Origin of the sequence: Candidatus Palibaumannia cicadellinicola (assembly GCF_002855795.1) — a bacterium.
GTDB lineage: Bacteria > Pseudomonadota > Gammaproteobacteria > Enterobacterales > Enterobacteriaceae > Baumannia > Baumannia cicadellinicola_C.
Genome location: NZ_NJPO01000168.1, coordinates 1 through 1,377 on the forward strand (window position 1 = coordinate 1; position 1,377 = coordinate 1,377).

Annotated in this window: 1 protein-coding gene; it reads right to left on the reverse strand. The window is 42.6% G+C overall.

Annotated features, from left to right (window positions below; genetic code table 11):
- Positions 1–25: 25 nt before the first annotated feature.
- A partial coding sequence (locus tag CEX73_RS03105) for an ATP-dependent DNA helicase RecG (RefSeq protein ID WP_146643232.1) occupies positions 26–1,377 on the reverse strand: 1,352 nt, incomplete at its 5' end.

A 1,377-nucleotide genomic window follows, 5' to 3' on the forward strand; every position in this document is an offset into this window, starting at 1 on the left:
AAAATTGAATGTATGCATTGCAACTTCAAGCATGTGTATAACGATAACTAACGCGTTTTGGCATCCAGCGTTGAATTAACGCTTGGGTTATTTCAGGATAGTTTTGATAAATATAATGTACTAGTAGCTGTACTTCTGAGATCATTGCTTGATCTCGTGATAGATCTGCTATCCGAAATTTAGCATTGCCAGTTTGACGAGTACCTAGGAATTCACCGGGGCCACGAATATCTAGATCACGTTGAGCAATAGCGGACCCATCGTTACTATATCGTAGTATATTAATTCGTAGCTGAGCGGTTTTACTGAGGGGTGACTTATATAGTAACACGCAATGAGACGCGACCGTACCACGTCCCACTCGCCCGCGTAACTGATGTAATTGCGCTAGGCCGAGCCGCTCTGAATTTTCGATAATCATTAGGCTAGCGTTAGGGATATCCATTCCTAATTCTATTACCGTTGTTGCAACTAGTAATTGTACCTCTCCAGCCTTAAATGCCTGCATAAGCCGTTGCTTTTCCTGTGTTTTCATCCGTCCATGCACTAAACCAATCTGTAGTTCAGGTAGAGCTCTTCGTAATTCTTCCCAAGTTGTTTTTACCGACTGTACCTTCAGCAGCTCAGATTTATCAATAATAGTACAGACCCAATAGACTTGACGCTTTTCTTGCAAACAAGCTTGTTTAATACGTTGGATAATTTCAGTACGACGAGTATCAGCAATGGCAATCGTAGTTACCGGTGTGCGTCCTGGCGGTAGTTCATCGATTCTTGATATCTGTAAATCAACATAAGCAGTCATAGCTAGTGTTCGGGGGATAGGCGTAGCAGTCATAATTAGCTGGTGCGGTTGAATGCCATTTTTAATCCCTTTTTCCCATAAAGTTAACCGCTGATCTACACCGAAGCGGTGCTGTTCATCGATAATCACTAGCGATAGTTTAGCAAATTGTACCTGCTTTTGAAAAATAGCGTGAGTACCAACTATCATTGCTATACGGCCCGATGCGATACCTTGTGGTTGCGACTGACGAATTTTTCTTTTTGTTTTGCCGGTAAGCCAACTGACCTGAATGCCTAATGGTGGAAACCAATCTAGGAAATTTTCTGCATGTTGTTCAGCTAGTAGTTCGGTTGGCGTCATTAGTGCTACTTGATGGCCATAACTTATAGCGCGTAGCGCAGCTAACGCTGCTACTAATGTTTTACCAGAACCTACATCTCCTTGTACTAGTCGTCTCATAGGAATATTACGTGCTAAATCTTGATTAATCTCTTCTACTACTCGCTGCTGGGCAACTGTGAGCGAGAAAGGTAATGAGGAAATAAAACGCCTGATGAGATCAAGATCTGTCTGAGTGCGCAGGGGTAATG